Annotated in this window: 23 protein-coding genes; 17 read left to right on the top strand and 6 right to left on the bottom strand. The window is 73.4% G+C overall.

Annotated features, from left to right (window positions below; genetic code table 11):
* Window positions 1-4: 4 nt before the first annotated feature.
* The 4 genes from BXY45_RS11460 to BXY45_RS11445 all read right to left on the bottom strand — a co-directional run bounded on the left by BXY45_RS11460 (window position 5) and on the right by BXY45_RS11445 (window position 4,019).
* Window positions 5-817: an AraC family transcriptional regulator gene (locus BXY45_RS11460; protein ID WP_109774639.1), complete on the bottom strand. Its 813-nt coding sequence runs from the start codon at window positions 815-817 to the stop codon at window positions 5-7.
* 110 nt (window positions 818-927) lie between these two features.
* A complete protein-coding gene (gene disA, locus BXY45_RS11455; protein WP_109774638.1) occupies window positions 928-2,028 on the bottom strand; it encodes a DNA integrity scanning diadenylate cyclase DisA in 1,101 nt (366 codons plus the stop codon).
* A gap of 75 nt (window positions 2,029-2,103) precedes the next feature.
* Entirely contained in the window at window positions 2,104-3,540 is a 1,437-nt protein-coding gene (radA, locus tag BXY45_RS11450; protein WP_109774637.1) for a DNA repair protein RadA, read from the bottom strand.
* Between the two features lie 101 nt (window positions 3,541-3,641).
* Window positions 3,642-4,019 (bottom strand): hypothetical protein, encoded by a 378-nt coding sequence (locus tag BXY45_RS11445; protein ID WP_146211164.1) that lies wholly within the window; start codon window positions 4,017-4,019, stop codon window positions 3,642-3,644.
* A gap of 132 nt (window positions 4,020-4,151) precedes the next feature.
* Between BXY45_RS11445 and BXY45_RS11440 the strand changes: the two genes are divergently transcribed.
* The 15 genes from BXY45_RS11440 to BXY45_RS11370 all read left to right on the top strand — a co-directional run bounded on the left by BXY45_RS11440 (window position 4,152) and on the right by BXY45_RS11370 (window position 18,556).
* A complete protein-coding gene (locus tag BXY45_RS11440) occupies window positions 4,152-5,225 on the top strand; it encodes a LacI family DNA-binding transcriptional regulator (protein ID WP_211319478.1) in 1,074 nt (357 codons plus the stop codon).
* 82 nt (window positions 5,226-5,307) lie between these two features.
* A complete protein-coding gene (locus tag BXY45_RS11435; protein ID WP_109774635.1) occupies window positions 5,308-5,988 on the top strand; it encodes an L-ribulose-5-phosphate 4-epimerase in 681 nt (226 codons plus the stop codon).
* A 64-nt stretch (window positions 5,989-6,052) separates the two neighbouring features.
* On the top strand, window positions 6,053-7,591 hold the full coding sequence (araA, locus tag BXY45_RS11430) for an L-arabinose isomerase (protein ID WP_109774634.1): 1,539 nt from the start codon (window positions 6,053-6,055) through the stop codon (window positions 7,589-7,591).
* A 107-nt stretch (window positions 7,592-7,698) separates the two neighbouring features.
* Complete coding sequence (locus tag BXY45_RS11425) at window positions 7,699-8,289, top strand: hypothetical protein (protein WP_109774633.1); 591 nt, start codon at window positions 7,699-7,701, stop codon at window positions 8,287-8,289.
* 84 nt (window positions 8,290-8,373) lie between these two features.
* Window positions 8,374-9,159, top strand: coding sequence for a sugar phosphate isomerase/epimerase family protein (locus BXY45_RS11420; RefSeq protein ID WP_109774632.1), 786 nt, complete (start codon window positions 8,374-8,376; stop codon window positions 9,157-9,159).
* A gap of 106 nt (window positions 9,160-9,265) precedes the next feature.
* Window positions 9,266-10,447 carry an acetoin utilization protein AcuC gene (locus BXY45_RS11415; protein ID WP_245961765.1) on the top strand — a complete coding sequence of 394 codons (1,182 nt, stop codon included), beginning with the start codon at window positions 9,266-9,268 and terminating at the stop codon, window positions 10,445-10,447.
* Window positions 10,448-10,834: 387 nt separating this feature from the next.
* Entirely contained in the window at window positions 10,835-11,041 is a 207-nt protein-coding gene (locus BXY45_RS11410; RefSeq protein ID WP_109774631.1) for a helix-turn-helix domain-containing protein, read from the top strand.
* A gap of 103 nt (window positions 11,042-11,144) precedes the next feature.
* Entirely contained in the window at window positions 11,145-11,243 is a 99-nt protein-coding gene (locus BXY45_RS11405) for a 30S ribosomal protein bS22 (protein WP_003792170.1), read from the top strand.
* Window positions 11,244-11,356: 113 nt separating this feature from the next.
* Window positions 11,357-11,599 (top strand): glutaredoxin family protein, encoded by a 243-nt coding sequence (locus tag BXY45_RS11400; RefSeq protein WP_245961764.1) that lies wholly within the window; start codon window positions 11,357-11,359, stop codon window positions 11,597-11,599.
* Between the two features lie 253 nt (window positions 11,600-11,852).
* On the top strand, window positions 11,853-12,626 hold the full coding sequence (locus BXY45_RS11395; protein WP_245961763.1) for a redox-sensing transcriptional repressor Rex: 774 nt from the start codon (window positions 11,853-11,855) through the stop codon (window positions 12,624-12,626).
* Window positions 12,623-14,113, top strand: coding sequence for a glutamyl-tRNA reductase (locus BXY45_RS11390; protein WP_109774629.1), 1,491 nt, complete (start codon window positions 12,623-12,625; stop codon window positions 14,111-14,113). Before BXY45_RS11395 ends, BXY45_RS11390 begins: the two co-directional genes overlap by 4 nt.
* The gene (gene hemC / locus BXY45_RS11385) at window positions 14,110-15,183 is read left to right on the top strand and encodes a hydroxymethylbilane synthase (protein ID WP_218566920.1); all 1,074 of its coding nucleotides are present in this window, start codon (window positions 14,110-14,112) and stop codon (window positions 15,181-15,183) included. The genes BXY45_RS11390 and hemC overlap by 4 nt, the downstream gene beginning before the upstream one ends.
* Window positions 15,180-16,934, top strand: coding sequence for a bifunctional uroporphyrinogen-III C-methyltransferase/uroporphyrinogen-III synthase (locus BXY45_RS11380; RefSeq protein WP_218566919.1), 1,755 nt, complete (start codon window positions 15,180-15,182; stop codon window positions 16,932-16,934). Before hemC ends, BXY45_RS11380 begins: the two co-directional genes overlap by 4 nt.
* Window positions 16,935-16,954: 20 nt before the next feature.
* Complete coding sequence (gene hemB, locus BXY45_RS11375; protein ID WP_109774628.1) at window positions 16,955-17,935, top strand: porphobilinogen synthase; 981 nt, start codon at window positions 16,955-16,957, stop codon at window positions 17,933-17,935.
* 141 nt (window positions 17,936-18,076) lie between these two features.
* Window positions 18,077-18,556, top strand: coding sequence for an Hsp20/alpha crystallin family protein (locus BXY45_RS11370; protein WP_109774702.1), 480 nt, complete (start codon window positions 18,077-18,079; stop codon window positions 18,554-18,556).
* Between the two features lie 70 nt (window positions 18,557-18,626).
* On the opposite strand, the gene BXY45_RS23255 is transcribed toward BXY45_RS11370, so the two are convergent.
* A complete protein-coding gene (locus BXY45_RS23255; protein WP_170131462.1) occupies window positions 18,627-19,148 on the bottom strand; it encodes a M15 family metallopeptidase in 522 nt (173 codons plus the stop codon).
* 13 nt (window positions 19,149-19,161) lie between these two features.
* On the opposite strand from BXY45_RS23255, the gene BXY45_RS23250 reads away from it, so the two are divergent.
* Window positions 19,162-19,344 (top strand): hypothetical protein, encoded by a 183-nt coding sequence (locus BXY45_RS23250; protein ID WP_170131461.1) that lies wholly within the window; start codon window positions 19,162-19,164, stop codon window positions 19,342-19,344.
* Window positions 19,345-19,626: 282 nt separating this feature from the next.
* On the opposite strand, the gene BXY45_RS23245 is transcribed toward BXY45_RS23250, so the two are convergent.
* Entirely contained in the window at window positions 19,627-20,418 is a 792-nt protein-coding gene (locus tag BXY45_RS23245) for a TetR/AcrR family transcriptional regulator (protein WP_170131460.1), read from the bottom strand.
* Between the two features lie 87 nt (window positions 20,419-20,505).
* Here BXY45_RS23245 and BXY45_RS11355 point away from each other — a divergent pair, with 87 nt between their 5' ends.
* Window positions 20,506-21,027, top strand: a complete 522-nt coding sequence (locus BXY45_RS11355) for a nitroreductase family deazaflavin-dependent oxidoreductase (protein ID WP_109774626.1) — start codon at window positions 20,506-20,508, stop codon at window positions 21,025-21,027.
* Window positions 21,028-21,055 lie beyond the last annotated feature (28 nt).

The raw sequence follows: 21,055 nt of genomic DNA, 5'->3' as shown, positions 1-21,055 counted from the left end.
GCGCTCAGTCTTGGACCAGTGCGACGATTCCGTCCTGGCCGGTCGCGCGCTGGAACTGCCTGCGGTAATCGCGCGGTGTGAGCTGGGCGAACCTCGCGAAGGCGCGATTCAAGTGCGGTTGGTCCACGTAACCGGCTTCCGCTGCCACGCGAGCAATCGGGAGGGTCTCGTCCATGAGTAGGCGGCGGGCTCGCTCGAATTTGACACGCGCAATCATCTGCGCGGGAGTCGCGTCTAGTGTCTTCCGGAAGTCCCGCTGGAGCGTGCGCTGTGATGCCGCGCACGCTAGGGCGAGCTGTTCCACGGTCAATGTCGCTGCGTTGTTCGTGATGTGGCGTCCGGCGTTTCGCGCAGCGTCAGCACTAATCGGCCAAGCCAGGAGGTGTGCGAGCAGAACCCGGTTGAGCTCGTCCACCGGATGCGCGGAGCCGGCGGCAGCGACAACGCCGGCGACGAGGCCGGCATCGAAAACCTCGCTCGCAGGGGCCCACTGTCGCCCGTCGAAGGCACCGACATCTCCGAAAGGCGCCAGACCCCACCAGGGAAACCGCACGGACCAACACCTCACAAGGCCCTTGGCCGTCAATGCCAACGGATGGTCGAGTGTGCCAATCGCCGCACAGGCAGGCAGCTCACCTTGTTGGTCCCGGTAAGGGGCGCCGAGCTGCACGACAAGCTCGACCCAGCCGTCGGGAAGGATGGCCTCGACGTCATCGATCTCATACTGCCGCTCATAGGTCCACACGCAGGAGACCCACTCGGCCAATGTGGGGTGAACCCGTTCCTCCCGGTAAACGATCGGGTTTTCGCCGGACATCGTGCTTTGCCCTCCGATGCCTCTCGGCGTGTTCTCCTGTCAGGCCCCAGCGCGGTGGCGCCGGCATGGAGTGACTGACGTCCTCTTAATCATCTTCATGCCGGTGGTAGTTAGACGTAGCGCTCGAGGATGCTCGACTCCGCCAGGCGACTCAGACCCTCACGGACCGCCCGCGCGCGATGCTCGCCGACCCCGCCGACGCCCATCAGGTCGTCCGTGCTGGCGGCCAGCAGCTTCTGCAGGCCGTCGTAGTGGGTCACGAGGCGCTCGACGACGACGGCGGGCAGGCGCGGCACCTTCGACAGCAGGCGGTAGCCGCGCGGGGACGCGGGGGAGTCCAGGGTGTCTCCGTCGCCCAGCAGGCCCAGCACTCGCGAGAGCGCTTCGAGGTCGACCAGGCGCGAGTCCGTGAGAGCGGACAGGTCTTCCAGCACCCCCTCGACGGTGCGGCCGGTGCGCACGGTGGTCTCACTGCCGGCGGGGCCGGTCAGGTAGTCGCGCACCACGAGCTCTCGGTCTCCGCCGATGCCGCTGACCAGCTCGTCGAGCTGCAGCGACAGCAGGCGCCCGTCGGCGCCGAGCTCCACCACGTAGCCGGAGATCTCCGCGGAGATCCGCCGCACCATCTCCAGGCGCTGCAGCACGCTGGCGACGTCGCGCAGGGTCACGAGGTCTTCGATCTCCAGCGCCGAGAGCGTGCCGGTGACCTCGTCGAGGCGGGAGCGGTACCGCTCCAGGGTGGCCAGGGCCTGGTTGGCGCGGGCGAGGATCGAGTCGGAGCCCTCCACGACGTGACGGCGGGAGCCCACGTAGAGCGCGACGATGTTCATCGAGGCGCTCACGGAGACCACCGGCAGCCCCGTCTGCTTGGCCGTGCGCTCGGCGGTGCGGTGCCTGGTGCCGGACTCGCTGGTCTCGATGGAGGGGTCCGGCACGAGCTGCACGGCGGCGCGCACGATGCGGGTGACGGCGCGGTCGCACACGATGGCGCCGTCCATCTTGGCCAGCTCGCGCAGGCGAGTGGCGGAGAAGTCGACGTCGAGGTTGAACCCGCCGGTGCAGAGCTGCTCGACGGTGGCGTCGTGACCGAGGACGACGAGGGCGCCCGTACGGCCGCGCAGGATGCGCTCCAGACCGTCACGCAGGGCCGTGCCCGGCGCGACGACGGCCAATGTGGCCCGCAGGAGGGCTTCCTCCTCGCGTTCGTCCACGCCGCGATCCTAGTGGAGCGCCACCGGAAGGCCGTCCCGAGCGCAGCGCTGTCCCCCAGCTAGCCCGCACATCGGCTACGTCGTCGATGGGTCTGACAGGAGGAGGCGCACCGCGTCACCGAGGGAGGCGACCACCTCCAGCCGGGCCGCGGCCCGCGTGCGCGTATCGAGGAGGTCGGCGGCGCCCGGGGGCACGAGCAGGCGGGTGTGGCCCAGGCGCACCGCCTCGGCGGCGCGGGCCTGCAGGCCCGGCACGGGCCGTACGTCGCCCGCGAGCGCCACCTCGCCGAGGGCGGCGACGTCGAGGGGCAGCGGCCGCTCCATGCCCGCGGACGCGACCGCGAGGCACACGGCGAGGTCGGTGGCGGGGTCTGCCAGGCGCATTCCGCCGGCGGCGGCGACGTAGAGCTCCTTGGCGTGGAGAGTGAGGGTGGTGTTCTTCTCGGTGACGGCGGTGAGCATGGCGGTGCGGGCGGTGTCCAGACCGGAGACGGCCCGCCGGGGAATCGGGGCCTGCGTGCCGGAGACCAGCGCCTGGACCTCGGCGAGCAGGGCCCGCCGGCCCTCGAGGGTGACGGTGGTGCAGGTGCCGGGGACGGCGACCTCGCGGGTGCCCCGGAACAGGGAGCTGGGGTCGGGCACCTCGCGCAGGCCCGTGTCGGTCTGCTCGAAGCAGGCGACCTCGTCGGCGGGGCCGTAGCGGTTCTTCACCGCGCGCAGCAGGCGCAGCGCGGTGTGGCGGTCTCCCTCGAGGGTGAGGGTGGTGTCGACGAGGTGCTCCAGCGACCGCGGGCCCGCCACGGTGGTCTCCTTGGTGACCTGCCCGACCAGGCACACGGGCAGGCCGCGCTCCTTAGCGAGCCGGGTCAGGGCGCTCGCCACGGCCATCACCTGGGCCACGCCGCCCGGGCGCCCCTCCACCTCGGAGGAGGACACCGTCTGCACCGAGTCGACCACGAGCAGGGCCAGCCGCTCGGAGGAGGCCGCGAGCTGCTCGACGTGGCCGAGGACGGCGCCGAGGTCGGTGTCGTCAGCGAGCAGGAGCGTCTCGGAGCGGGCGCCGGTGCGGCGGGCACGCACGGCGATCTGCTCGACGGACTCCTCGGCCGAGACGTAGAGCACGACGGCTCCGGGGCCCGCCGCCGCGGCGACGGCGTCGGCCACGGCGAGCAGCAGGGTGCTCTTGCCGGCGCCCGGCTCTCCGGCGAGCAGCAGCACCTGACCGGGCACCAGGCCCCCGCCGACCACCCTGTCGACCTCGGCCAACCCCGTGGGCAGCCGCTCCAGGCGGCCTTGCGCCACCACCTCGGAGGCCCGCCGGGCGGCCCGGGCGGGAGCGGCGGGCGCCGGTGCACCGGCACCCCGGGGTGCGCCGGCCAGCAGCGGGGTCGCCTCGGTGAGCGAGCCCCACGCCTGGCACTGCCCGCACCGCCCGACCCAGCGCGGGGTGGACCAGCCGCATTCCGCGCAGCGGTGCTCGGCGCGAGGGGCTCGGGCGGTGCGGGTGCTCACGACGACGACGCTAGGCGCTGCCACCGACAGCCGGCCGAGGGCTGACCGCCAGCCGGCCGACAGCCGGGCTGGCGGTCACCTGTCGGTCAGCTGGCGGGTCGTCAGTACGCGTCGGGGTACGCGGCGGCGAACCCGTGCATCGCCAGCAGGACGACGGCGCCCACGAAGCCGGCCGTGGTCGGCGCGATCGCGAGGACGAGCATCGCGATCTCCTTGGTGCGGGCGTAGAGGAACCCGGAGGCGATGGCCATGATCAGCAGGCCGACCACGGACACCCCGAACGCCTGCCAGGCCTCGGTGAGGGTGCTGCCGGCGAGGTCCTCCGGCGGGGCGATGCCCGCGGGGACGATCGTCGCGAGGACGGCGCCGCCGAGGAACAGCAGGAAGAGCGCCACGGAGGCGGGGGAGAGGATCGGCTTGCGGATGGCGCCGCGGCCCGGGGGCCCGGGGCGCCGCGTCTCGGCGTGCGTCGTGCTCATGGTCGACACTGTGCTCTGCGCGCGTGCTGCGCGCCAGCCCCCACGCCCTACCATCACAGCTCGCCGCGGCTCCGCGTCGCTGTGAACAGCAGAGGCGCTGGTGGGAGGTCGGAGCAGGCGCGGGAGGTGATGGTGACCGGTCCGTCTCGACAGGCCACCGAGGCAGAGCCCGGACCGGGGCGCGTCCCCGTCATGGCCGACGTCGCGGCGCGCGCCGGAGTCTCGCTGCAGACGGTCTCCCGCGTGGTCAACGGCCACCCCAGCGTCCGCGACGAGACCCGCCGGCGCGTGGAGCAGGCCATCGCCGAGCTCGACTACCGCGTGAACACCGCGGCCCGGGCCCTGGTGACCCGCTCGACGCGGACGATCGGCCTCATCAGCGCGAGTACGGCGGAGTTCGGCCCCACGAGTGCGCTGCTCGGGGTCGAGCACGCCGCGCGGGCCGCGGGGTACTCCACCTCGGTGGTCCTGTTGCCGACCGTGGGGCGCCGGGAGGTGCGCGACGCGGTGGACCACCTGCGCGACCTCGGCGTCGACGGGCTCGTGGTGATCGCTCCGGACGACGCGGCCGTGGCCGCGGTGGAGGCGCTGGACGCCGCCGTCCCCGTCGTCACGCTGGAGGCACCGCTCGCGGACCCACGTCCGGGGGGTGACGCCGCAGGACTACCGTCCGCCAGCGTCGACCAGGAAGAGGGCGCCCGGCGCGCCGTCCGTCACCTGCTCGACCTCGGTCACGCCACGGTGCACCACGTGAGCGGTCCGAGCGACTGGCTCGAGGCCCGCGCCCGGGAGGCGGGCTGGCGGGCCGAGCTGCTCGCGGCGGGGGTCTCAGCGCCGCCGGTGGTGCCGGGTGACTGGGGCGCCGCCGCCGGGTACCGCGCTGCGGCGGTGCTGGTCGAGCGCGGGGCGACGGCGGTCTTCACCGGCAACGACCAGCTGGCCATCGGCCTGATGGGCGCCCTGTGGCAGCGGGGGCTGCGGATTCCCGACGACGTCAGCGTCGTCGGATTCGACGACGTCCCCGAGGCGGCCTACCTCGTGCCTCCTCTCACCACCGTCCGTCAGGACTTCGACGCTCTCGGCCGGCGGTGCCTGGAGGTGCTGCTGGCACGCCTGCGGGGCGAGCCGGCCCGGGTGGGCCGGGTCGAGCCGGAGCTCGTGCTGCGCGCGAGCACGGCGCCACCCAGGCGGACTCGGCAGGGTTGACCCAGCGTGATGTGAGCGCTCACAATCGCGGTGGCCGCCGGCGTCCACGACGGGCCGGAGTCCGCCCGACGAGGAGCACCCCATGAGCACCCCTGCCCGTAGTGAGCGCGGCACGCACCGCCGCCTGCGCGAGGAGGTGGCCGCGCTGCACGGCCACCTGGTCCGCTACCAGCTGGTCACCTGGACCGCCGGCAACGTCTCGGCCCGCGTCCCGGGCGAGGACCTCTTTGTCATCAAGGCCTCCGGCGTCGACTACGAGAGCCTCGACTGGCGCGGCGTCGTCGTCTGTGACCTCGACGGCAACCTCGTCGACGGCGAGCACGCGCCCAGCTCCGACACCGCCGCCCACGCCTTCGTGTACCGCTCCCGCGCCGACGTCGGCGGCCAGGTGCACACCCACAGCCCCTACGCCACGGCGTGGGCCGCCCGCGGCGAGCCGATCCCGTGCGTGCTCACGGCGATGGCCGACGAGTTCGGCGGTCCGATCCCCGTGGGGCCGTTCGCGATCATCGGTGACGACTCCATCGGTCGCGGGGTCGTCGCGACCCTCCAGGGCTCCCGCAGCCCGGCCGTCCTCATGCAGAACCACGGCGTCTTCACCATCGGCAAGGACGCCCGCTCCGCGGTCAAGGCCGCCGTCATGACCGAGGACGTCGCCCGCACGGTCCACCTGTCGCGCCAGCACGGCGAGCCGCTGCCGATCCCGACCGACGCCGTCGACAAGCTCTACAACCGCTACCAGAACGTTTACGGCCAGCGCTGACCGCGACGACGCGGACCCAGAACCTGCAGCGCCACCCCACCCCGGAAGGCTGAGCACACCGCCCATGACCAGCACGACCAGCACCTCACCCCTGCTCGACCCGTTCTCCGGCCGCGAGGTCTGGTTCCTCACCGGCAGCCAGGACCTCTACGGCGAGGAGACCCTCGCCCAGGTGGCCGAGCAGAGCCAGCGCGTCGCCGCCCTCCTCGACGGCGCGGACGCGGTGCCCGTCCGCGTGGTGTGGAAGCCCGTGGTGAAGAGCTCCGACGCCATCCGTCGCGTCATGCTCGAGGCCAGCGCCGACGACTCCGTGGCCGGTGTCATCACCTGGATGCACACCTTCAGTCCGGCGCGGATGTGGATCGCCGGCCTGTCCGTGCTGTCCAAGCCGCTGCTGCACCTGCACACCCAGGCCGACCCGGCGCTGCCGTGGGCGACCATCGACATGGACTTCATGAACCTCAACCAGGCCGCCCATGGCGACCGGGAGTTCGGGTACGTCCTGTCGCGGCTGCGTTCCAGCCGCACGACGGTGGCCGGCTACGCCGGTGACCCCGGCGTCCAGCAGCGCGTGGGGGAGTGGGCCCGCGCCGCCGTCGCCGCGTCCGTGGCGCGCTCGCTGAAGCTCGTGCGCTTTGGCGACACCATGCGCAACGTCGCCGTGACCGAGGGCGACAAGGTGGAGGCCCAGATCCGCTGGGGCGTCGATGTCGAGGCCCTCGGCGTGAACGCTCTCGCGGACGTCGTCCTTCAGGTCTCCGACGCCGAGGCCGACGCCGTGGTGGCCGAGTACGCCGACCGCTACGAGGTGGCCCCCGAGCTGCTGCCCGGCGCCGAGCGTGCCGAGTCGCTGCACTACGGCGCCAAGATCGAGGTGGCGCTGCGTCGCGTGCTGGAGGCCAACGGCGCCGAGGCGTTCACCACCAACTTCGAAGACCTCGGCTCCCTGCGCCAGCTGCCCGGCCTGGCCGTGCAGCGCCTCCTGGGTGACGGCTACGGCTTCGCCGGGGAGGGCGACTGGAAGACCGCGGCCCTGACGCGTGTGCTCAAGGCCGCGGGCGCCGGCCTGCCCGGTGGCACGGCGTTCATGGAGGACTACACCTACGACCTCGCGCCCGGGGCGCCCCAGAGGATCCTGGGCGCGCACATGCTCGAGGTCTGCCCGACCATCACCACCGCCACGACGCGCATCGAGGTGCACCCGCTCGGCATCGGTGGCCGTGAGGACCCGGTCCGCATGGTCCACACCGCTGACCCGGGCGACGCCGTCATCGTCGGCTGGTGCGACCTGGGCGAGCGGTTCCGCCTCGTGGCCAACGAGGTGCGCGTGGTGACCCCGCCGCAGGACCTGCCCAACCTGCCCGTCGCCCGCGCCGTCTGGGAGCCCCTGCCCGACTGGCGCACCTCCACCGAGTGCTGGCTGGAGGCCGGCGGCCCCCACCACACGGTGATGACGACGCAGTTCGGTGTGGAGGTCCTCGAAGACCTGGCCGACGTCGTCGGCACGGAGCTCGCGGTCATCGGCACGGGGACGACGACGCGCTCCTTCAAGCGCGAGCTCCGCTGGGAGAGCGCCTACCGCGTGCTGCAGCGCGGCGTCTGACGGCGGTTCGCTGCGCGCCCGGCGCGTCGCCTGTCTCCCTGATGGGGGACGACGGCGCGCCGGGCGCACGCTCAGGTCGGGGCGGGTCTGACGCCGATCCATGACAGGTGAGCGAGAGAGCCGCGGTGCTGGTCGACGAGTTCCTCGCGCCCCTGCCCTGGCGCCGCCCCAAGACCGGGCTGCTCACGCCCCTCGTGGAGCTGCTGCTCGACGACGACGTCGAGTTCTGGGACGTGCGCTTCGACCCGGACCCGCGCGTCTACGCGTCCCTGTTCGTCGTCTTCACCCCCGAGCGCGTCATCACGCACCGGATCGAGCACGCCCGCGGTGACCGGCGGGCATCCACCCGCACCGAGGTGGCCCTGCGCAGCGAGCTGCTCGAGGTCGCCTCGGCGATGGAGCCTGAGACGCCGTACAGCTGGCTCGAGATGCTCTGCGACTGGCTCACCGACGGCTGGCGCCCGGCCGGGCGGATCCTCGAGCGCACCTGCGCGTGGTTCGCCCAGCACAGCGCCTGGTTCGAGCGGACCCTGTTCTCCCTGGAGGACATCGTCGCTCCCAGCAGCCGCTACGTGGACCTGACGTACCAGCGGTTCAGCGAGCCGATCACCCTGCCCATGAGCTGGGACGACGTGTCCCACCAGCGCAACCGCAGGTTCGACCTCTTCTACCCGGTCCTCCTGCGCGACCTGCCCTGACAGCTGCTGGGACGGCTGCTGGTTGGCGAGCCAACCCTCCGCAGGGTGGACTCGACGGCCCGCCCGTAGGGTGATCCGGTGCCTATGGCCGTGACGCTGTCGACGGCGTCGGTGTACCCCCAGGGGGTCGCCGACGCGTTCGAGATGGCTGCCCGGATCGGTTATGACGGTGTCGAGGTCATGGTCTGGACAGATCCCGTCAGCCAGGACGAGGACGCCATCGCCGAGCTCTCCGACCACTTCGGTGTGCCGGTGACGTCCGTGCACGCCCCCACCCTGCTGCTGACGCAGCGAGTGTGGGGCAAGGAGCCGTGGCCGAAGGTCGAGCGGGCCGCGCAGATGGCCAAGCGACTGGGAGCACGCACGGTGGTGGTGCATCCGCCGTTTCGCTGGCAGAAGGACTACGCCACCGGCTTCGAGGCGGGCGTGCGGCGCATCGCGCAGGCCGAGGGCGTGACGCTCGCCGTCGAGAACATGTATCCCTGGCGTGCCGGCGGGCGCGAGTTCGCCGCCTATCTGCCGGGGTGGGACCCCTGCGAGCTCGACTACGACGCTCTGCTCCTCGACGTCTCCCATGCAGCCACCTCGGGCCTGAGCTGCCTGGAGCTGGCACAGCGCATGGGCGATCGGCTCGTCCACCTGCACCTCACCGACGGCAACGGCTCCCCGAAGGACGAGCACCTGCTGCCCGGCCAGGGCTCCCAGCCGGTGGCCGAGCTGCTCGCCTACCTGGCCGCGAAGGACTGGCAGGGTGACGCCTGCGTCGAGGTGACCACCCGCCGTAGCCGCGGCCCCGACGAGCGGCGCGCTGCCCTCGCGGCGGCGCTGGCGTTCGCCCGCGAGCATCTGGGTGGCGTCGCCGTGCGGTGAGCGGTCGAGCAGGCCGGTCGATGAGGCCAGTCGAGTGGGCCAGTCGAGTAGGCCACCGGGTGAGCCTGGCGCTGGTGATCCTCGCCGGTGCCGCTAGCGTGCACGGGTGGTGGATCGCACCCTGGTGGTCTGGGACGACGCCCTCGCGGCGCACGACTTCGGCCCGGGACACCCGATGGCGCCGCTGCGACTGGAGCTGACGGCGCGGCTTGCCCGCGAGCTCGGGCTTCTCGATGCCCCCGGCGTTCGCGTCGCCGGGGTCCGGATCGCCCCCGACGAGCTCATCTCCACCGTGCACTCACCGGCCTACGTCGCCGCGGTGCGCCGGGTCTCGGCCGACCCGCGCCTCGTCGACGTCGCCCACGGTCTCGGCACCGATGACGACCCGGTCTTCGCGGGGATGCACGAGACGTCCGCGCGGGTGGTGGCCGCCAGCGTCGACTGCGCCGAGGCCGTGTGGTCCGGCGCAGCCGAGCACGCCGTCAACGTCAGCGGCGGCATGCACCATGCGATGCCCGATCGCGCCAGCGGCTTCTGCATCTACAACGACGTTGCGGTGGCCATCAACCACCTGCTGGACCAGGGGGCGCGCCGCGTCGCCTACGTCGACCTCGACGTGCACCACGGCGACGGCGTCGAGGCGGCCTTCTGGGACGACCCCCGCGTCATGACGATGTCCCTGCACGAATCGGGCCGCACGCTGTTCCCCGGCACGGGCTGGCCCGAGGAGACCGGCGGCGCCGGCGCGGAGGGCAGCGCCGTCAACGTGGCGCTCCCCGCGGGCACACAGGACGCCGGCTGGCTGCGGGCGCTGCACGCCGTGGTGCCTCCGCTCCTGCGCGCGTTCGCCCCCGACGTCCTCGTCACCCAGCACGGAGCCGACGCCCACGCTCAGGACCCGCTGGCCAACCTCGCGGTGAGCGTCGACGCCCAGCGCTCCGCCGCGCGGTCCCTGCACGACCTCGCCCACGAGGTGTGCGGGGGCCGCTGGGTGGCCACCGGCGGCGGTGGCTACGACCTGGTCGACGTCGTCCCCCGCGTCTGGGCCCACCTGCTGGGCATCGCGGCTCACGCCCCGGTGCCGCCCGCGACGCTGGTGCCCGAGGCGTGGCGGGAGGACGTCATCGCCCGAGGCTGGGACCCGCCGGCGTCGATGACCGACGGCAGTCCGGCCTGGTACTCCCCGTGGGAGGCCGGCGCGGACCCCTCGGACCCCGTCGACCGGGCCGTTCTGGCCACGCGCCGGGCCGTTTTTCCCAACCACGGGCTCGATCCCTGGTTCGGCTGAGGCCCCGCGCGTTGCCGTCACCGACTCGTGACCAACATTTTTCCGGGTCATCGTCCGGTCTCGAGGGGTCGTGAAGGGGGTCATCGCCGACCCTGCGGCACGGATCTCGTCAGGGGGGCGTTTCCCGCGCGGCGCAGCGACACGCCGTGGTATTGCTCGCCGGTCGAAGCATCTTGCCGCGCGCGGCGCTGCCGGTCAGCACCATGGCCTCGCAGACGTCTAGGCAGAGGTCTGGGTGGAGGTCTGGCTGGTGCTGGACACGCCGCCACCAGGGTGTCTTCCACGCTTGTAACTCTCGCAACGACTTCCCCAGAAGTCACACGTGCCACTACTGTGAGTTGACAGAGGCCCCTGGAGCTCAGGGTCCAGGGACGACCGGGAGGAACCATGGCGATGGACCGCGACTTCAGCGGAGTGCGCTTCCTCACCGTGGCCGAGGTCGCCACGATGATGCGCGTGTCGAAGATGACGGTGTACCGCCTGGTGCACTCCGGAGAGATGCCCGCCGTGCGCGTGGGCCGCTCCTTCCGTGTGCCGGAGACGGCCGTCGACCAGTACCTGTCGCACTCCTTCGTGGAGACCGAGGCGATGTGACCCCCCGATGACCGTTCCGGGCGTCGTGCGTGCAGTCGGTACGCTGGGGCGCAGGAGCATCCGCAGGCAGCGCGCACCGCTGCCCCGAGCGATCTGAGGCACCATGGGTTCGGTCATCAAGAAGCGCCGCAAGCGCATGGCGAAGAAGAAGCACCGCAAGCTGCTGCGCAAGACGCGCCACCAGCGCCGCAACAAGAAGTAGGCGCACTCGCTGCAGACCCGCACCGCCCTCGCGGTGCGGGTCTTCTGCGTGTCCGGGGGCTCAGGCGAGGGTCACCGGAGGGCCGGCTGAGGGCCCTGGGTAGCCTCGCGGCCGTGGACTCCGAGCGCGTGGTGCTGTACGGCCGCCGCGGCTGCCACCTGTGTGACATCGCCCGCGAGCAGGTCGCGCGGGCCTGCGCGAGCGCGGGTGCCACCTGGCGGGAGGTCGACGTCGACGACGACGCCGAGCTCGTCGCCCGCTACAGCGACCTCGTGCCGGTGGTCACGGTTGACGGGCGCCACCACGCGCACTGGCGCGTCGACGAGGCGGAGCTGCTCACCGCGCTGCGCAACTGAGCGGAGCTTCCCCGGGGGCCCGGAGCGGGCCTGGAGTGGGCACTGAGTGGGCCCGGGGCGGACACGGGGTGCGCAGTCAGCGGGCGCTGAGCCAGCTCTGAGGGGCTGCGGCGCGCGTGAACTTTGTTCTGCCCTTCACAAGTGCCTAGTCTGGGCTGCCCGCACCACCGCGTGGTGGGGGCAACGGGGAGCCTGGTAGTGCCGGGTTCCCTGCCGCACGCCAGCAGACTGCCAGCAGGAGCCCTGCCCCACCGTGACAGACCCGCACCCCGCTCCGCCGCTGCGCGCTCCGCGCGACGGCACCAGGGGAGTCCCCGACGCCACGGTGGCCCGGCTACCCGTGTACCTGCGCGTGCTCACCGGCCTCGGTGAGCGCGGGGTCACCACGGTGTCCAGCGAGGAGCTCGCCCTGGCGGCCGGGGTCGGTTCGGCCACGCTCCGCAAGGATCTCTCGCACCTCGGCAGCTACGGCGTCCGGGGGGTCGGGTATGACGTCGGGCACCTCGTCCAGCACGTGGGTCGCTGCCTGGGCCTGGCCGAGGAGTGGCGCGTCGTCATCGTCGGGATCGGCAGCCTCGGGCACGCCCTGGCCAACTACGGAGGCTTCGCCCCCCTGGGCACCCGGGTCGTCGCTCTCGTCGACAGTGACCCGTCCGTGGTGGGCGAGCAGGTCGCCGGCCTCGAGGTCCAGCCTGCCGAGCGCATCGTGCGCCTCGTCAGCGAGCTGGGCGTGCGCATCGCCGTCCTCGCGGTGCCCGCCGCGTCCGCGCAGGCCGCCTGCGACGCCGTCGTCGCCGCCGGCATCACCAGCGTGCTGTCGTTCGCGCCCGTGGAGCTGCAGGTGCCGGCCGGCGTCGAGCTGCGCCGGGTCGACCTGTCCACCGAACTGGGCATCCTCGCCTTCCGCGAACGCCGCCGCGCGGCAGCCGACGGCGAGGAGCCTGTCGTGGTGCTGCCTGAAACGCTTGTCGCCGCGGGAGTCGGTGGGCGTGGAGCCCGCGGCGTGCACGCGGAGGTGGCTCGGTGAGCCTGCTCTTCGTCGGGATGTCCCACCGGACAGCGCCGATCAGCCTGCTGGAGCGCGCCGCGCTGGACGCGGAGGGCGCCCGGGCGCTGGCTCGCGATCTGTGCGGCGGGACGGTGCTGGAGGCGGCGGTGCTGGCCACCTGCAATCGCGTCGAGGTGTACGCGGTGGTGCCTTCCTTCCACCTCGGCGTGCAGGACCTCTCCGGCGCCCTCGCGCAGCGTTCCGGCCTGCCGCTGGCCGAGCTCGCCGAGTCGCTGATCTTCGCCTACGGCGACCGCGCCGTGGAGCACCTGTTCAATGTTTCCGCCGGGCTCGACTCGATGGCGCTCGGCGAGTCCCAGGTGCTCGGGCAGGTGCGGACCTCCCTGCGCCGCGGCCAGGAAGACGGCACCGTCGGCCGCGTGCTCGACCAGCTGGTCCAGCGGGCGCTGCGGGTCGGTAAGCGCGTCCACAGCGAGACCGGCCTCGACAAGGCGGGGCGCTCCCTCGTGGAAGCTGCGCTGGAAGGCGCCGAGAGCGTCGTCGGGCCGCTGGCCGACGCACGCGCCCTCGTCATCGGGGCGGGCTCGATGAGCGCGCTCGCCGCAACCACCCTGCAGCGCCTGGGCGTCGGCTCGATCGCCGTCGCCAACCGCACCCCGGCGCGCGCCGAGCGGCTGGCGGCAGCTGTGGGCGGCACCTGGCTGGGCCTCGACGACGATGCCGCCCTGCGCGCCGTGCTCGCCACGGCCGACGTCGTGGTCTCGTGCACCGGCGCGGTCGGCACCGTGCTGGACGCCGCGGACATCGCCGCCGCGCGCGCCGAGCGCAGCGTTGACGGTGAGGCAGCTCCGCAGCTCCTGGTCGACCTCGCTCTCCCGCACGACGTCGACCTTGCCGCCGGTGACCTGCCCGGTGTGGAGCTCGTCGGACTCGACGCGCTGCGCCGTCGGCTCGCCGAAGGTCCCGGAGACGACCCGGCCCTGTCCGGGGTCGCCGGGAGCGTCAGCGCCGCCCGCGCCGTCGTCGCCGACGAGGTCGCCGGGTACCTCGGCGAGCAGCGCGCAGCCGCCGTGGCGCCCACCGTCGCCGCCCTGCGCTCCCTCGCCCGCGACGTCGTCGAGGGGGAGGTCGCCCGCCTGCGCGGACGCCTCGGGCCCGAGGTCGATCCGCGGGTCGTCGCGGAGGCCGAACTGGCCGTGCACCGCGTGACCGAGAAGCTCCTCCACACGCCCACCGTGCGTGTGAAGGCGCTGGCGGCCGACGGCGCGGACGGCGCCGGGTACGCCGCGGTGCTGCGCGAGCTGTTCGACCTCGACGGCCCGACCTCTGGCCTGGGCGGCCTCGCCGGCCTGGGCGCCGGGTCGGTCGCCCCGACGGTGTCCAGCGCCGGCAGCGCCTCCACCGGGGGCGGCAGCGTGGCCGAGGTGCTGCGGGCCGTCGCGGCTCAGACGCCTGCCCAGACTTCTGCGCAGGATGTCGTGCCGGTCGAGGGGGGCACCTCGTGAGCGGCGCCTTGGACAGCGCGGTGGGTGGCGCGGTGCTGCGTCTCGGTACCCGCCGCAGCGCGCTGGCCCGCACCCAGTCCGAGCACGTCGCGCAGGCGCTGCGCGAGCGCACCGGCCGCGCCGTCGAGCTCGTCGAGGTCACCACCGAGGGCGACGTCTCGCGCGCCCCGCTGTCCAGCCTCGGTGGCACCGGCGTCTTCGCGACGGCGCTGCGCGACGCATTGCTCGCGGGCCGCGTGGACCTTGCCGTCCACTCCCTCAAGGATCTGCCCACCGCACCGGCGGACGGGCTGGTCGTGGCGGCCGTCCCGCCGCGGGAAGACCCGCGCGACGTCCTCGTCGCTTCCGGGGGACGGTCCCTGGACGGCCTGCCCGCCGGCGCCCGTGTCGGCACCGGGTCGCCCCGGCGTGCCGCCCAGCTGCGGGCCCTGCGTCCTGACCTGGAGGTCGTCGACGTGCGCGGCAACGTCGACACGCGCCTGCGCTTCGTGGCCGACGGCCAGCTCGACGCCGTCGTGCTCGCGCGGGCGGGCCTGCTGCGCCTGGGCCGTGCCGACGAGGCCACCGACGTGCTCGACACCGACCGGCTGCTGCCCGCCCCCGGGCAGGGCGCGCTGGCGGTGGAGTGCCGCTCCGACGACGCGGACGTCCGCGCGGTCTGCGCGCTCCTGGACGACGCCTCCAGCCGTGCCGCCACCATCGCCGAGCGGGCACTGCTCGCCGCGCTGGAGGCCGGCTGCGCCGCCCCCGTGGGAGCCCTCGCCGTGACCGACGCCGACGGCGAGCTCCGGCTCACCGGGCTCGTCGCGGCCCTCGACGGTTCGGCGACCGTTGTCCGCACGGGCTCCGGCCCCCGCGAACAGGCCGCTGACCTCGGCCGCCGCGTGGCCGAGCAGTTGCTCGCCTCCGGATCCCCGGCCCTGGCGCCGCTCGCGCCCTCCAGCAGCTCCACCAGCTCCGCAGACCCCGTCCATCCCGAGACCCCGCGCACCAGCAGCGCAGCACCGCAGCCAGCCTCGAACGCTCACGACACGGCGGCCACCGCGCCGCCGGAGAGGGTGCATCTGTGACCCCGCCAACCTCCGCCCCGACGCTCCCCGACGCAGCACCTGACGCTGCGGTCCGCGCCGGCGCCACCTCCACCACCAGCAGTGCGCCCGCCTCGACGACGGGCAGCACCCACGTGTCGTCCGTCTCGACGCCCGTGCCCGCCATCGCCTTCGTGGGTGCCGGCCCGGGCGATCCCGGCCTGCTCACCCTGCGCGCGGCGGAGCTGCTCGCCGCGGCCGACGTCGTCGTCCTCGACCGCGGGGCAGAGGCCGAGAGCACCGGTGCTCCCGAGTCCGCGGCGCTGGCCGCGGTGCACCGGCACTGCCGCGACGGCGTCGAGGTCCTCGCGACCGCCGCGCCCGAGGGGAGCGCCCCCCTGACGGGCGCCGCGCGCGCCAAGCTCTCGCTCTCCGCCGCCCGCGCGGGCCGCGCCGTGGTGCGGCTGTTCAGCGGTGACGCCGCGAGCTCTCCGCAGCTGGCCGACGAGCTGGCCGCCGTGCGCCGCGCCGGTGTCGCCGTCGAGGTGGTGCCCGGGGTGTCCGTGGCCACTGCCGTGCCGCTGTACGCCGGGATCGCCACCAGCACCTCCCGCGCCAGCGACGTCCACGTGCTCGACGCCACGCAGGGTGAGGCCGCTGTCGACGCGGTGTCCGGTGTGCCCGGCACCGTGATCGTCACCGGCTCGGCCGAGGACGTCGTCGGTGCCGCCAAGGCGCTGCTGGCCTCCGGGCGTACGGGCTCGCAGGAGGTCGTCGTCACCGCCGGCGGCACCACCACCGCGCAGCGGTCGGTCTCCGCGACCCTTGCGACGCTGCCCGATGTGCTGGCCGCCGAGGGCGACCACCTGCCCGAGCCGCTCGTGGCCGTGCTCGGCCCTGGTGTGGCCAAGCGCGACAAGCTCGCCTGGTTCGAGTCCCGCCCGCTGTTCGGCTGGCGCGTGCTGGTGCCCCGCACGCAGGCGCAGTCCTCGACCACGGTCGAGCGGCTGGCCGCTGTCGGCGCCGTCAGCGAGGTCGTGCCGACCATCGCCGTCGAGCCGCCGCGCAGCCCCCACCAGATGGAGAAGGCTGTCCGCGGGCTGGTCACCGGTCGCTACGAGTGGGTCGGCTTCACCTCGGTGAACGCCGTCCGCGCCGTCAAGGACAAGTTCGCCGAGTACGGCCTGGACGCTCGCGCGTTCTCCGGGCTCAAGGTCGCGGCGGTGGGCGGCGTCACGGCCGCCGAGCTGCGCGCCTGGGGCATCGAGCCCGACCTCGTGCCGGAGGGCGAGCAGTCTGCCGCGGGCCTGCTGGCCGAGTGGCCGCCCTACGACGAGGTGCTCGACCCGATCGACAGGGTCTTCCTGCCCCGCGCCGACATCGCCACCGACACCCTCGTCGAGGGGCTGCAGCAGATCGGGTGGCAGGTCGACGACGTCACCGCCTACCGCACCGTCCGGGCGGCTCCGCCGCCCGCGCCCGTGCGTGACGCGATCAAGACGGGCGCCTTCGACGCCGTCGTGTTCACGTCGTCCTCGACCGTGCGCAACCTCGTCGGCATCGCCGGCAAGCCGCACCCGAGCACCGTGGTGGCCTGCATCGGCCCGGCGACGTGTGCCACGGCCACCGAGCTGGGGCTGCGCGTCGACGTGCAGGCCGAGCACGCCAGCACCGCCTCGCTGGTCGACGCCCTCGCCGCCTACGGCGCGCAGCTGCGTGCCCAGGCGGAGGAAGCCGGCGAGCCCGTGCTGCGTCCCAGCGAGCGCCGCGCCGGCGCCCGCCGTCGTCGCTGAGGCACGGGGGATCACGCCCCATGCCGTTCCCTGCTGAGCGACCGCGGCGCCTGCGCGCCACGCCGGCGCTGCGGTCGCTCAGCGCCGGCGAGCACCTGGCCCGCCAGCGCCTCGTGCTGCCGGTGTTCGTCAAGGAGGGCCTGCGCGAGCCCTCGCCCATGCAGTCGATGCCGGGCGTGGTGCAGCACACCATGACGTCCCTGGTCGACGCCGCGCACGAGGCCGTGGCCGCCGGCGTCGGCGGGATCATGGTCTTCGGCGTGCCGGCCGTGCGCGACGCGCGCGGTTCGGGCGCCGACGACCCGGAGGGCATCCTCAACACTGCCCTGCGCGCGCTCGACGAGGCCGTCGGCTCCGACTGCGTGGTCATGGCCGACCTCTGCCTCGACGAGTTCACCGATCACGGCCACTGCGGTGTCCTTGACGAGGCGGGCCGCGTCGACAACGACGCCACACTCGAGCGGTACGCGTCGATGGCGCTGGCCCAGGCGGAGGCGGGAGCCTCGCTGCTGGGCCTGAGCGGGATGATGGATGGCCAGACCGGCGTCGTGCGCTCCGCGCTGGACGCTGTGGGGCGCAGCGACGTCGTCCTGCTGGCCTACGCGGCCAAGTACGCCTCGGCTTTCTACGGGCCGTTCCGGGAGGCCGTCGAGTCGACCCTGCAGGGAGATCGGCGCGCGTACCAGATGGACCCGGGCAACCGCCGCGAAGCGCTGCGCGAGGTTCGCCTGGACATCGCCGAGGGCGCTGACGTCGTCATGGTCAAGCCCGCGCTGCCCTACCTCGACGTGCTGTCGGACGTGGCCGCCGCCGTGGACGTGCCGGTGTGGGCATACCAGGTCTCCGGGGAGTACGCGATGGTCGAGGCTGCTGCGGCCGCCGGGATGATCGACCGACAGCGCGCGATCCTCGAGTCGCTCACCGCCATCCAGCGTGCAGGCGCCACAGCGACCCTCACCTACTGGGCCACGGAGGTTGCGGACCTGCTGCGCCGGGGCTGACGAGAGTTGACTGGATTCGACTCAACTGTGGTTTAGGTCGTCGCGCCGCGGGGTACATCACGGGTGGCACCGCAGAGGGTGCCCACGGGCCGCGAACCCGGTCCGTGCTCCCGATCCGGTGAGGAGGATCCCGTGACCGTCATGCAGTTCGACCCCTTCGGTGACCCCTTCCGCCAGCTCGACCGCATGGCTCAGCAGCTGGTCAGTGGCGCCCGTACCCCGATGCGCATGCCGATGGACGTCTGGAAGGACGACGCCGGCTACCACGTCGAGCTCGACCTGCCCGGTGTCGACCCGTCCAGCGTGGACGTGACCACCGAGCGCAACGTCATCACCGTCCGCGCCGACCGCGCCACGCGCGCCGCGGGTTCACGCGAGGTGATCATCGCCGAGCGCCCGCACGGCCAGTTCATCCGGCAGCTGCAGATCGGTGACGGTCTCGACGCCGCAGGCGTCAGCGCCGACTACCGCGACGGTGTGCTGCACCTGCTGGTGCCGGTGGCGCCCTCGGCGCAGCCGCGTCGCGTAGAGGTCAGCCGCACGAGCGACTCGACCCATCACGAGGTGGTGCAGGGCTCGCCGCAGTCGCGCGAGGCCGTGGGCTCCTCGGCTACGTCCTGATCAAGACCCTGACCTGAGGTTCAGCCCGCCCGGCCCGCGCCGGGCGGGCTCTGCTCACGTCACGTGGGGCTCATGCGTACTGGGCGCCGCCGCTGACCCCGAAGAACTCCTCCAGCGTGGCCACGCCCGCCTGCGCCATCGCCGTGGTGAGCTCGACACCCACCCAGCGGAAGTGCCACGGCTCGGGGTTGTACCCGGTGACCGCCTGGTCGGCTTCGGTGTACCGCAGCAACCAGCCGTGGCCGCCCGCATGCTCGGCCAGCCATAGGCCCTCGTCGGTGCGGGCGAAGCGCGGGCTCAGGGTTGCCCTGCCGTCGGCGGAGGAGAAGTCGACGGCGAGGCCCGTCTGGTGCTCGCTGTGCCCAGCGCGGGCGCTGTACCTGTCGGCGCCGGCCTGGCCGTTGCGTGCTACCGAGCGGCGGTGGACCTGGGCCTGGTACTCGTAGTCCCGGAAGCCGCTGACCAGCGTCAGCGCGACGCCGTCGTCGCGGCTGTGCTGCAGCAGTGCCTCCAGGTCCGGTGCCGCCGCGGCGCTGACGCGCTCCCCGGCGACCTTCACGATCTGTGCCGGCTCGTAGTCGAGGGGCGTCACGGGATGCTGCTTGTTGACCACCACCCAGGGGCTGGCCGCGTCCGTCGTGGAGTGGGCCGACCTGTCGAGCGCCGTCGTGCTCGATGCCGCGTTCGTCGCGTTGGGTGTCGGGCTGGTTGTTGCGCTGGGCGTCTGGCTGGGGCTGGGAGGCGCTTCGGTCGCCGACGTGGTCGGCGGCGCCGTGGCTGACAGCTGACCGCTCGCCGGCGGAGGGTCTTGAACCTGGACCGCCGTGAGCTGTTCCGATGACGCGCTCAGGGGAGTCGCGGTGGACGGTGGGCGGGCGCCGACTCCCGACGAGGCTGCGAACGCACCGGCCACCCAGGCGGCGCCAGCCACCAGCGCGCCGCGGCGCGTCACGGGCGACGGAGCGCGGTGCCGGCTCACGGAACCACCACCTCCGGAGCGCACAGGACCGGACCCGGTGCCGGGGCCGTCCTTCCGAGGGTAAGGCCGCGAGGGGTGGCCGACGGGCGGATCAGAGCCCGAGATCGTCGGCGAGTCCGGCGAAGGTGACCTCGGAGAAGTCATCGGCCGGGTCGAACGTGTTGCCCAGCTGCCCGAACAGCTCGCTGCTCACCAGCCCCAGGAGCGCCGTCCAGGCGCGTGCACCGGCCACCACCACCTCGGGAGTCATCCCGTGCAGGCGCTCACCCCCCTCCGCGACCACCAGTCCGGCCTGCTCCTCCAGGAGCGCAGACAGGGGGCGGCTGCCCGTGGGTGCGAGGCCGGCCGGTTGCTCGGACTTCTTCGGCTTCTCGCCCTTCTTGGCCTTCTTGGGCTTCTCGCCTGCGTCGCTGTCGCTGCCGGTGTGCCCGGCGGAGTGGGGCGCCCTGTCGGCAAGGACGGCCAGCAACGCCAGGGGTGAGCGCGAGCCGGCCGCCGTCGTCTTCTCGTTGCCCCGGTACCCGGGCACCGGGGAGCCGTAGACGAGGGCGTACTCGTGCGGGTGGGTGCGGGCCCAGTCCCGCAGGGCGCGGCACCCGGCGACGAACCGGTCTCGGGGGGTGCGCTCGCCTCCTGCCGCGCAGGCGCGCTCCACGGCGTCTCCGCTGCTGTCGTAGGCCTCGACGATGAGTGCGGTGAGCAGCTCGTCGCGAGTGGCGAAGTAGCGGTAGACGGCTGACGACGCCAGTCCGAGTTCACGGGCCACGGCCCGCACCGACAGCGCGGCGGCGCCGACCTCCCCCAGTTGGCGCCGTGCGGCTGCCAGGATTTCGGAGGTCACCTCTCGGCGGGCCCGCTCGCGGGCGGTGAGGACGACGGACACCCCTCCATGGTTGCACAGACGTGAGCGCCGCCCCTCTGTGAGAGCACTGCTCTTGACGCTGGCGCGCGCCGCTGGGACGCTCGCGCCATGAAGAGATCAGCGCTCTCGAATCGATCCGGTGCTCGCGAGAAGGGCTCGGGCGAGAAGGGGCGTTCTGTCGGATCGACGCGCTACCTGGCCCCCGGGTGGTTCACGGTGCGCGTGGGCAACCCGCTGGTCGAGCGCCTGACTCGCTGGGGTCTGCCGCTGGCTGGGTCGCGGGTGCTCGCGGTGCGCGGGCGGGCCAGTGGTGAGTGGCGCACGGTGCCGGTCAACCCGCTGCGGGCCGGAGGGCAGGTCTACCTCGTCGCTCCCCGGGGCACCACGCAGTGGGTGCGGAACCTGCGGGCTGCCGGCGGTGGCGAGCTGCGGCTCGGGCGTCGCGTCGAGGTGTTCGAGGCGGTGGAGCTGGCGGATGCCGAGAAGGTGGCCGTGCTGCGGGAGTACCTGCGGCGATGGGCGTGGGAGGTGGGGGCGTTCTTCGACGGCGTCAGCGCGGACGCCACTGATGAGGCGCTTCTCGCGGCGGCTCCGAAGCACCCGGTGTTCCGGGCCGTCGTCATTGGCTGAGCGCGCGTCGTCGTCCCCCGGCCCAGCT

Origin of the sequence: Quadrisphaera granulorum (assembly GCF_003149145.1) — a bacterium.
Classification (GTDB): domain Bacteria; phylum Actinomycetota; class Actinomycetes; order Actinomycetales; family Quadrisphaeraceae; genus Quadrisphaera; species Quadrisphaera granulorum.
This window is presented reverse-complemented; position numbering and strand designations above follow the sequence as displayed.

What these genes read in the sequence shown, in the direction of transcription:
- BXY45_RS11410 (WP_109774631.1), top strand. Translation starts at nt 10,835, where the DNA reads ATGGCGATGGACCGCGACTTCAGCGGAGTGCGCTTCCTCACCGTGGCC.
- hemB (WP_109774628.1), top strand. Translation starts at nt 16,955, where the DNA reads ATGCCGTTCCCTGCTGAGCGACCGCGGCGCCTGCGCGCCACGCCGGCG.
- BXY45_RS11420 (WP_109774632.1), top strand. Translation starts at nt 8,374, where the DNA reads ATGGCCGTGACGCTGTCGACGGCGTCGGTGTACCCCCAGGGGGTCGCC.
- BXY45_RS11405 (WP_003792170.1), top strand. Translation starts at nt 11,145, where the DNA reads ATGGGTTCGGTCATCAAGAAGCGCCGCAAGCGCATGGCGAAGAAGAAG.
- BXY45_RS11460 (WP_109774639.1), bottom strand. Translation starts at nt 817, where the DNA reads ATGTCCGGCGAAAACCCGATCGTTTACCGGGAGGAACGGGTTCACCCC.
- BXY45_RS11355 (WP_109774626.1), top strand. Translation starts at nt 20,506, where the DNA reads ATGAAGAGATCAGCGCTCTCGAATCGATCCGGTGCTCGCGAGAAGGGC.
- BXY45_RS11370 (WP_109774702.1), top strand. Translation starts at nt 18,077, where the DNA reads ATGCAGTTCGACCCCTTCGGTGACCCCTTCCGCCAGCTCGACCGCATG.
- BXY45_RS11435 (WP_109774635.1), top strand. Translation starts at nt 5,308, where the DNA reads ATGAGCACCCCTGCCCGTAGTGAGCGCGGCACGCACCGCCGCCTGCGC.
- araA (WP_109774634.1), top strand. Translation starts at nt 6,053, where the DNA reads ATGACCAGCACGACCAGCACCTCACCCCTGCTCGACCCGTTCTCCGGC.
- BXY45_RS11445 (WP_146211164.1), bottom strand. Translation starts at nt 4,019, where the DNA reads ATGAGCACGACGCACGCCGAGACGCGGCGCCCCGGGCCCCCGGGCCGC.